Origin of the sequence: uncultured Lentibacter sp., assembly GCF_937123735.1 — a bacterium.
Lineage (GTDB): Bacteria > Pseudomonadota > Alphaproteobacteria > Rhodobacterales > Rhodobacteraceae > Lentibacter.
This window is the reverse complement of sequence record NZ_CAKZKL010000048.1, coordinates 60,991-70,037: the sequence shown is the minus strand read 5'-3', so window position 1 is coordinate 70,037 and position 9,047 is coordinate 60,991. Positions and strand designations below refer to the sequence as shown.

6 protein-coding genes are annotated in these 9,047 nt (G+C 63.1%); 5 read left to right on the top strand and 1 reads right to left on the bottom strand.

Annotation, left to right across the window (positions count from 1 at the left end):
• The coding region (locus Q0478_RS13800; protein WP_298680246.1) for a heavy metal translocating P-type ATPase at window positions 1-2,384 on the bottom strand (2,384 nt) is incomplete at its 3' end.
• Between the two features lie 294 nt (window positions 2,385-2,678).
• Here Q0478_RS13800 and Q0478_RS13795 point away from each other — a divergent pair.
• From Q0478_RS13795 to mrdA, 5 genes are all read left to right on the top strand, one after another.
• Window positions 2,679-4,247 (top strand): 2-isopropylmalate synthase, encoded by a 1,569-nt coding sequence (locus Q0478_RS13795; RefSeq protein WP_298680244.1) that lies wholly within the window; start codon window positions 2,679-2,681, stop codon window positions 4,245-4,247.
• Window positions 4,248-4,581: 334 nt separating this feature from the next.
• The gene (locus Q0478_RS13790; RefSeq protein WP_298680242.1) at window positions 4,582-5,628 is read left to right on the top strand and encodes a rod shape-determining protein; all 1,047 of its coding nucleotides are present in this window, start codon (window positions 4,582-4,584) and stop codon (window positions 5,626-5,628) included.
• A 38-nt stretch (window positions 5,629-5,666) separates the two neighbouring features.
• Window positions 5,667-6,578 (top strand): rod shape-determining protein MreC, encoded by a 912-nt coding sequence (gene mreC, locus Q0478_RS13785; protein WP_298680240.1) that lies wholly within the window; start codon window positions 5,667-5,669, stop codon window positions 6,576-6,578.
• A complete protein-coding gene (locus Q0478_RS13780) occupies window positions 6,571-7,110 on the top strand; it encodes a rod shape-determining protein MreD (protein WP_298680238.1) in 540 nt (179 codons plus the stop codon). The genes mreC and Q0478_RS13780 overlap by 8 nt, the downstream gene beginning before the upstream one ends.
• Before the next feature lie 10 nt (window positions 7,111-7,120).
• A complete protein-coding gene (gene mrdA, locus Q0478_RS13775) occupies window positions 7,121-9,043 on the top strand; it encodes a penicillin-binding protein 2 (protein ID WP_298680236.1) in 1,923 nt (640 codons plus the stop codon).
• Window positions 9,044-9,047 lie beyond the last annotated feature (4 nt).

Below are 9,047 nucleotides of genomic sequence, written 5' to 3'. Positions count from 1 at the left end.
AGCCTCAGCGCATTGCTCACCACAAAGACCGAGCTCAGCGCCATCGCGCCGGCGGCCAGCATCGGCGACAAAAGCCAGCCTGTCAGAGGATAGAAAACCCCCGCCGCAACAGGCAAAAGTGCGGCGTTATAGGCAAAAGCCCAGAACAGGTTTTGACGGATATTGCGCATCACCCTGCGGGCCAATGTGATGGCCTCGGCCACCTTCACAGGCGCGCCCGTCATCAAAACCACCTCGGCGCTCTCAATCGCCACATCCGTGCCTGTGCCAATCGCAAGCCCCACATCAGCCGCCGAGAGCGCAGGCGCATCATTGATCCCATCGCCCACAAAGGCCACCGCGCCACGCTCTTGCAGCTTGCGGATCGCGTCGAGCTTGCCCTCAGGCATCACCTCGGCAATCACCGCGTCAATCCCGGCCGCATCGGCAATATGGCGCGCTGCGGCCAAACTGTCCCCTGTGATCATCACGGTGTTCAGCCCCATGCCGTGCAGCGTCTTGATCGTCTTCACAGCATCAGATTTCAACGCATCCGAAACAGCAAAAAGCGCCGCCAACTGCCCGTCAATCGCGGCAAAGGACACCGATTTGCCCGCCGCCTCCAGCGCAGCCGTGTCGCTCTGCAAAACCACCGCATTGTCGCGCATGAGCTTGGCTGTGCCAATCAGCACATCGCGCCCCTCAACCCGCGCCGTCACACCTTGCCCCGCAATCGCGGCGAAGCCCTCGGCAGCGGGCAAAGCGCCTTCCTGCGCTGCAACAATGGCCCGCGCCACAGGATGCTCAGAGCCTTGCTCCGCTGCCGCAACAAGCCGCAGCACCTCGGCGCGCGCGAACCCGCCCAGCGCTTCAAAGTCCGTCAACTTGGGCTTGCCCTCGGTCAGCGTGCCAGTCTTGTCAAAGGCCACGATCTTCACATCCGAGAGCCGCTGCAAGGCATCGCCCTTGCGAAAGAACACGCCAAGCTCGGCCCCCCGCCCCGTGCCCACCATAATCGACATGGGCGTGGCCAGGCCCATCGCGCAGGGGCAGGCGATGATCAGCACCGAAACGGCGGCGACAAGCGCATTGGCCAGCCCCGCCCCAAAGGCGAGCCATGCCAGAAGCGTCAGCACAGACAGCCCCATGACCACAGGCACAAACCACAGGGTCACACGGTCAACCAGCGCCTGAATGGGCAGCTTGGCGGCCTGCGCCTCTTCCACCGTGCGCACAATGCCTGCCAGAACCGTGTCCGCGCCCACCTTCTCGGCCACCATCTCAAGCGCCCCCGCGCCATTGACCGTGCCCGCAATCAAAGCGTCGCCAGCAGATTTGCGCACAGCCATCGGCTCACCCGTCAGCATACTCTCGTCCACATGGCTCTCACCCGTCTTGACCCGGCCGTCGACAGGCACGCGCGCACCGGGGCGCAAGCGCAGCACATCGCCGGCAATCACCTCGCTGGCCTGCGTCTCTACAAACGCGCCGTCGCGTCTGATCTCCACCCGCGTGGGCGCAAGCTCGATGAGCTTGGCAATCGCCGCACCCGCCTGCCCCTTGGCGCGCGCCTCCAAATACCGCCCCATCAGAATGAGCGTAACGATGACAGCCGCCGCCTCAAAGTAAACCGCCCGCGCCCCGCTCGGCAAAAGGGCTGGCGCAAATGTGGCAACAACAGAATAGCCATAGGCCGCCAAAGTGCCCACCGCGACGAGCGAGTTCATATCCGGCGCGCCCCTGAACAGCATCGGGAAACCAACCGTGTAAAACTTGCGCCCCGGCCCGATCAGCACAGCGCTGGTGAGCACAAACTGAAACAGCCAGGAGGCCTGCTGCCCGACGGTGGCCATGACCCAGTGGTGAAACGGCGGGTAAAGATGCCCCCCCATCTCCAACAGAAACACAGGCAAAGCCAGCGCCAGCGCGATGCGAAAGCTCCGCTTCAGCCCGCGCGCCTCTTCAGCGCGCCGCGTGGCCGCAGTTTCTCCCGCCCCCTTGCGCACGGCCGCATAGCCCGCCTGCTTCACCGCCGCGATGATATCGGCCTCCTGCACCACGCGCTCGAGATAGCGCAGGCGCAGCTCGCCCGCGCCAAAGCTCACAGCCGCGTCAAGCACACCCTCAAGGTCGCGCAGCGCCGCCTCGACACGACCCACACAGGAGGCGCAGCTCATGCCCTCGATGGTAAAAACGGCCTGTTCAGCGCGCGCAGGATAGCCCGCCTTGGCCAGCGCCGCGGTCACATCGTCCAGCGCCGCCGCGCCCAACTCAAGGCGCGCGCGTTTCGTGGCAAGGTTTACGGCCACATCCGATGCGCCTGCAACACCCGCAATCGCCGCTTCCGCGCGGCGCACACAGCCGGCACAGCTCAAGCCCTCAAGGCACAGTTCTATCTTGCTCATGATTCACCTCATTTGGCACCCAGATAGGCCTTCCAGCAACTGGAGGGTCAAGGCCCTTGGCGATTTTCGCAAAATTTGGGGGTTTATCTCGTCAAATCCCGCTCCTATAACTTTGGGCATGACTTTGCAGACACATATTGCCCCAACGCCGCCCCGCGCCTTCTTGGCGCCGCGCGCTGCGTCTGCTCTTCTGCTTCTAAGCTGCCTCTGAGCGTGCCTCATGGCGCACGCGCTCAGAGGATACGCCGGCCCGCGCCCCCAAGCTTAGACATTCATCAAACACAGAGACCTGACATGACATCTGCAAACGCATCCGACCGCGTCTATATTTTTGACACCACCTTGCGCGATGGCGAGCAATCTCCCGGCGCGACCATGACCCACGAAGAAAAGCTCGAAATCGCCGAGCTGCTCGACGATATGGGCGTCGATATCATCGAGGCGGGCTTCCCCATCGCCTCAGAGGGTGACTTCAACGCTGTCAGCGAAATTGCCCGCCGCTCCAAGAACGCCGTGATCTGCGGCCTTGCGCGCGCCAATGCCAAAGACATCGACCGCTGCTATGAGGCGGTGAAGCACGCCGCCCGGCCGCGCATCCATACGTTCATCGGAACCTCAGAGCTGCACCGCGCCATCCCCAACCTCACGATGGACGAAATGGCCGAGCGCATCCACGAAACCGTGACCCACGCGCGCAACCTGTGTGACAATGTGCAATGGTCGCCCATGGACGCCACGCGCACCGAATGGGATTATCTCTGCCGCGTCATCGAAATCGCCATCAAAGCAGGCGCAAGCACCATCAACATCCCCGATACAGTGGGCTACACCGCGCCAATGGAATCCGCCGATCTGATCAAGCGGATCATCGCCACAGTGCCCGGGGCGGATGAGGTCATCTTCGCAACCCACTGCCACAACGACCTTGGCATGGCCACCGCCAACAGCCTCGCCGCCGTGGCGGGCGGCGCGCGCCAGATCGAATGCACCATCAACGGCCTCGGCGAGCGCGCGGGCAACACAGCGCTTGAAGAAGTCGTCATGGCGCTCAAGACGCGGCATGACATCATGCCCTACCACACCCAAGTTGACACGCGCAAAATCATGAACATCTCGCGTCGCGTGGCCGCCGTTTCGGGCTTTGCCGTGCAGTTCAACAAGGCGATTGTCGGCAAAAACGCCTTCGCGCATGAATCCGGCATCCACCAAGACGGGATGCTCAAGAACCGTGAAAACTTCGAGATCATGCGCCCCGAAGATGTCGGCCTTGCCGGCACAAGCCTGCCCTTGGGCAAGCACTCCGGCCGCGCGGCCTTGCGCGACAAGCTCGAGCATCTGGGCTTTGAGGTGGGCGACAACCAGCTCAAGGATGTCTTTGTGCGCTTCAAGGATCTGGCCGACCGCAAAAAAGAGGTGTTTGACGATGACATCATCGCCCTCATGCGCGTGGGTGAAACCGCTGAAAGCACCCGCCTCAAGCTGATCACCCTGCGCGTGGTCTGCGGCACAGGCGGCCCCGCCGAGGCGACTTTGGTGATGGACATCGACGGCGAAGAGAAAACCGCCATCGAAAACGGCGACGGCCCCGTCGATGCCGCCTTCAAGGCGATCCGCAAGTTGCACCCCAACACGGCGCATCTCGAGCTTTATCAGGTCAACGCCGTGACAGAAGGCACCGATGCACAGGCCACCGTTTCGGTGCGCCTTGAGGAAGACGGCAATATCGCCACCGGCCAGTCCGCCGATACCGACACCGTCGTTGCCTCGGCCAAAGCCTATATCCACGCGCTCAACCGCCTCCTGGTGCGCCGTGGCAAAACCGGCGAAGACACCAAGGAAATCAGCTACAAAGACCTGGCCTGATTTGCAGCGTTTCAGCCCCGCGCCCCGGCGGCGCGGGGCCCAAGAGCCCGAAAGCGGATATGCGCCGATTGTGCCGCCCGCGTCCAAAGCCTTGCAGCACCGCACAAACGGTGGCTTTCCCCTTAAAAACAAGGGTCGTGCCATAGTTTTCGCCTGCGCTGGAGGGGCAGAGCTTTGGTCAGGGCCGCCTGCGCCGCACCGCAGGCCAAGCGCCACCAAGCGGGCCATGTTTCCTCTTTCACCAAGCCTCGCAGGGGCCTATAGATACTCCCCAAAGGTGCGCGAGGGCTGACTCGTGGCCGCACACACTATTTTAAGCGAGGTTTGCTCCCTGATGTCGATTTTTGATAAACTGCCCGGTCTCTTCGCTTCTGACATGGCCATCGACCTCGGAACAGCCAACACCCTCGTTTACGCCCGTGGCAAAGGCATCATCCTGAATGAGCCCTCGGTGGTGGCCTATCACGTCAAGGACGGGGTGAAGCGCGTGCTCGCCGTGGGCGAAGACGCCAAATTGATGCTGGGGCGCACCCCGGGAACCATTGAAGCCATCCGCCCCATGCGCGAGGGGGTGATTGCCGATTTTGATGTGGCCGAGGAAATGATCAAACATTTCATTCGCAAGGTGCACAAACGCTCAACCTTTACCAAACCCAAGGTCATCGTCTGCGTGCCCCACGGGGCCACACCGGTTGAAAAGCGCGCCATTCGCCAGTCGGTTCTGGGGGCGGGCGCACGCCGCGCCGGGCTGATCGCGGAGCCCATCGCCGCCGCCATCGGCGCCGGAATGCCCATCACCGACCCGACCGGCAATATGGTGGTCGATATCGGCGGCGGCACAACCGAAGTCGCCGTGCTGTCGCTGGGAGACATCGTCTATGCCCGCTCCGTGCGGGTGGGGGGTGACCGAATGGACGAAGCCATCATCAGCTATCTGCGCCGCCAGCAGAACCTTCTGGTGGGCGAAAGCACCGCTGAGCGCATTAAAACAACCATCGGCACCGCCCGGATGCCCGACGACGGGCGCGGCACCTCGCTGCAAGTGCGGGGCCGTGACCTGCTGACCGGCGTGCCAAAAGAAACCGAGATCAGCCAGGCCCAGGTGGCCGAGGCCCTGTCAGAACCCGTGCAACAGATCTGCGAAGCGGTGATGACCGCACTGGAAGCCACCCCGCCCGATCTGGCCGCCGATATCGTCGACCGCGGCGTGATGCTCACCGGCGGGGGCGCACTGCTGGGCGATCTGGACCTGGCGTTGCGCGAACAAACCGGCCTGAGTGTCTCGATTGCAGATGAAAGCCTCAACTGTGTGGCGCTGGGCACCGGCAAGGCGCTTGAATTTGAAAAGCAGCTTGCCCACGCGATTGATTACGACAGTTAACGCTCACGGGCGTCGCCCCCCGTTCAGAAGGGTTTCGATTGGCACAAGAACCGCGCAGATCCGACGATTTCACAGGCCCGCTCAAGCGGCTGTTGGGGGTCGTTCTGGCGCTGGCCTTGCTGGCCATTTTTGCGATCTGGCGGATCGACAGCCCGCGTGTGGAACGCTTTCGCATGGCCGTCGTGGACCGGGTTGTGCCCAACCTTGATTGGGCCATGGCACCGCTCACGGGCGCGGCCAACCTGCTCAAGGATTTCCAGAGCTACCGCAAGATCTACGCACAAAACCAGGAGCTGCGCCGCGAGCTTCAGCAGATGGAAAGCTGGAAGGAAGCCGCCCTGCAACTGGAGCAGGAAAATGCCCGCCTGATTGATCTCAACAATGTGCGCCTTGACCCGCGCCTCACCTCTATCTCAGGCGTCGTGCTGGCAGACAGCGGGTCGCCTTACCGCCAGTCGGTGTTGCTCAATGTCGGTGCCCAAGACGGGATCCTTGATGGCTGGGCCGCCATGGACGGTATTGGCCTTGTCGGGCGGATTTCCGGTGTCGGGGCCCGCTCAAGCCGGGTGCTGCTGTTGACAGATGTGGCCTCGCGCGTGCCGGTCACAATCCAGCCCTCGGGCCAGAACGGGCTGCTCATCGGCGACAACACCCTCGCGCCACCGGTGGATTTTGTGGAAAACCGCGATCTGATCCGCCCCGGCGACCGGGTTGTCAGCTCTGGCGACGGGGAGGTCTTTCCAGCAGGGGTGCTGATTGGCAACATCACCCAGGACCGCGGCGGACGGATGCGCGTGCGGCTGGCCGCCGATTACGAACGGCTCGAGTTCCTGCGGGTGCTGCGCAACTACGGCACCGAACGGATTGACGATCCGGGCCGCCTGATCCTGCCCGAGGCCAGCAGCCTCGCTCCGGACACAGCCACAGCTGCGGAGGCCGGCAATGAGTGAGAACACCCTCAGCCGGCTTTGGTCAATGCGTCTGCTCTTCGTCGCGTTGAGCGGCTTCGTCATCTTTTTGCACCTGCTGCCGCTCAACAGCACCCCGCGCCAGCTTCCGGCGCCGGATATCATCCTGGCGCTGGCGTTTTGCTGGGCGCTGAGACGGCCCGAATTCCTGCCTGCCGGACTTGTGGCGCTGGTTTTCCTCTTCTCCGATCTGATGCTCAGCCGCCCACCCGGGCTGTTTGCGGCCATTGCCTTTGTGGCCGTGGAAATGCTCAAGGCCCGGGCCGCCCAACTGCGCAACATGCCCTTTTCGGTTGAATGGATCACCGCCACCATCGCGCTGTTATGTGTCATCCTGGGCTATCGGCTTGTCCTGTTTGTCTTGCTGGTGGAGGATTTCGCCCTGACAACCGCCCTCGTCCAAATCTTGCTCACAAGCCTGTGCTACCCTGGTCTCATCGGGCTTTCCTGGCTATTCTTTGGCCTCAAGAAGCCCTCGCTGGGCGAGGTCAACGCCCTTGGCCAGCGGCTCTGAGGACGGTCCCATGCGCAAAACCAACACCGAGAAACTCACCAGCCAGTCCCTCATCAGCCGCCGCGCGCTGCTTGTGGGCGGTGTGCAGGCCGCATTGGTGGGCGTGCTGGGCGCCCGGATGCACTATTTGCAGGTGCAGGAAAGTGACCAGTTTCGCTTTCTGGCCGAGGAAAACCGCATCAAAGTGAGCCTGATTCCGCCGGCGCGCGGCGAGGTCTTTGACCGTGTGGGGCGCAGCCTTGCGCAAAATGTTCCCAGCTACCGCATCACAATCACCCGCGAAAATGCCGGCGATGTCGAAGAAACCCTTGCCCGGCTCGGAAAGCTGATCAGCCTTGATCCGAACCTTCTGCAAGAGGCCCGCAGCCAGCTTGAAAAGCGGCGCGGCGATACGCAGATCACCATCGCCGACAAGATCAGCTGGCAAGAGCTAACCCGCGTCGCCGCGAATGCCCCCGCCCTGCCGGGGGTGGAACCCCAAGTTGCCCTGTCGCGGCACTACCCGCTGGGGGCCGATTTCACCCATGTGATCGGCTATGTCGGCCCGGTGTCTGACTATGATCTGGGGCGGATCGAAAACCCCGATCCGCTGCTCACCCTGCCGCGGTTTCAGATCGGCAAGACCGGGCTGGAAGCGCGCCAGGAAGAAGACCTGCGTGGCAAGGCCGGCACGTTGCGGGTCGAAGTCAACGCCTCAGGGCGCGAGGTGCGCGAGCTCAGCCGCGTCGAAGGCAACCCGGGCGCCGATATCCAGCTCACCGTCGACCATATGTTGCAAAACTATTGTCAGGCGCGCCTGGGCGAAGAAAGCGCCGCTGCCGTGGTGATAGATTGCAACACAGGCGATCTGCTGGCCATCGCCTCCTCACCGGCCTTTGACCCCAATCTCTTTGTCAACGGGATCTCGGTTTCCGATTACACCGGCCTGATCGAGGATGACCACCGCCCGCTGGTGTCAAAATCGGTGCAAGGCACCTACCCGCCCGGCTCCACGTTCAAGATGGTCACAGCGCTTGCCGCGCTGGAAGCGGGCATCGTGAGCGCCGAAGACAGCTTTCGCTGCAAAGGCCATCTGGAGGTCTACAGCCAGAAGTTCGGCTGCTGGAAACGCTCAGGGCACGGCAATGTCGGCCTTGTGCGCGCCTTGCGCGAAAGCTGTGACGTCTATTTTTACGAGCTTGCCCTTGAAACCGGCATCGAGCGGATTTCGCAAATGGCCCGCCGCCTCGGGATCGGCGTGCGCCACGACATTCCCATGTCCGCCGTCGCCCAGGGTCTCGCCCCCACCAAAGACTGGAAACGCTCCGTGCGCGGCGCGGATTGGGTGATTGGAGATTCGGTCAACGCCTCGATCGGGCAAGGCTTCGTGCTGGCCTCGCCCTTGCAACTGGCCGTGATGACAGCCCGCCTGGCCACCGGGCGCGAGGTGACGCCACGGTTGATCAAACGCCTGAACGGCATAGAGCAACCCAGCGGCGCAGGCGCGCCCCTGGGGCTCAATGAAAACCACCTGCGCCAGATCCGGCGGGGCATGTATGAGGTCGTCAACCACTCAAGCGGCACCGCGCGCGCAAGCCGCATCCTGTCCAAAGACAAGCTCATGGCCGGCAAGACAGGCACCAGCCAGGTGATCAGCCGCCGGGTCAAATGTGACGAGGTGCCATGGCGCCAGCGCGACCATGCGCTGTTTGTCAATTATGCGCCCTATGACGCGCCGCAGATTGCTGTGTCGGTTGTGGTCGAACACGGCTGTGGCGGCTCGACCACGGCAGCGCCCATCGCCCGCGACATCACCCTGCAAGCCCTTTACGGAGATGACCCGCCCCTGAGCGAATACCCCGAACGCGACCGGGGCCGGATCGACAGCCAGCAGCGCAAATTGCGCGCCCTGCGCCCGCCTGCCGATGGCAACACGACCGGCAGAGGGGCCTGAGCGC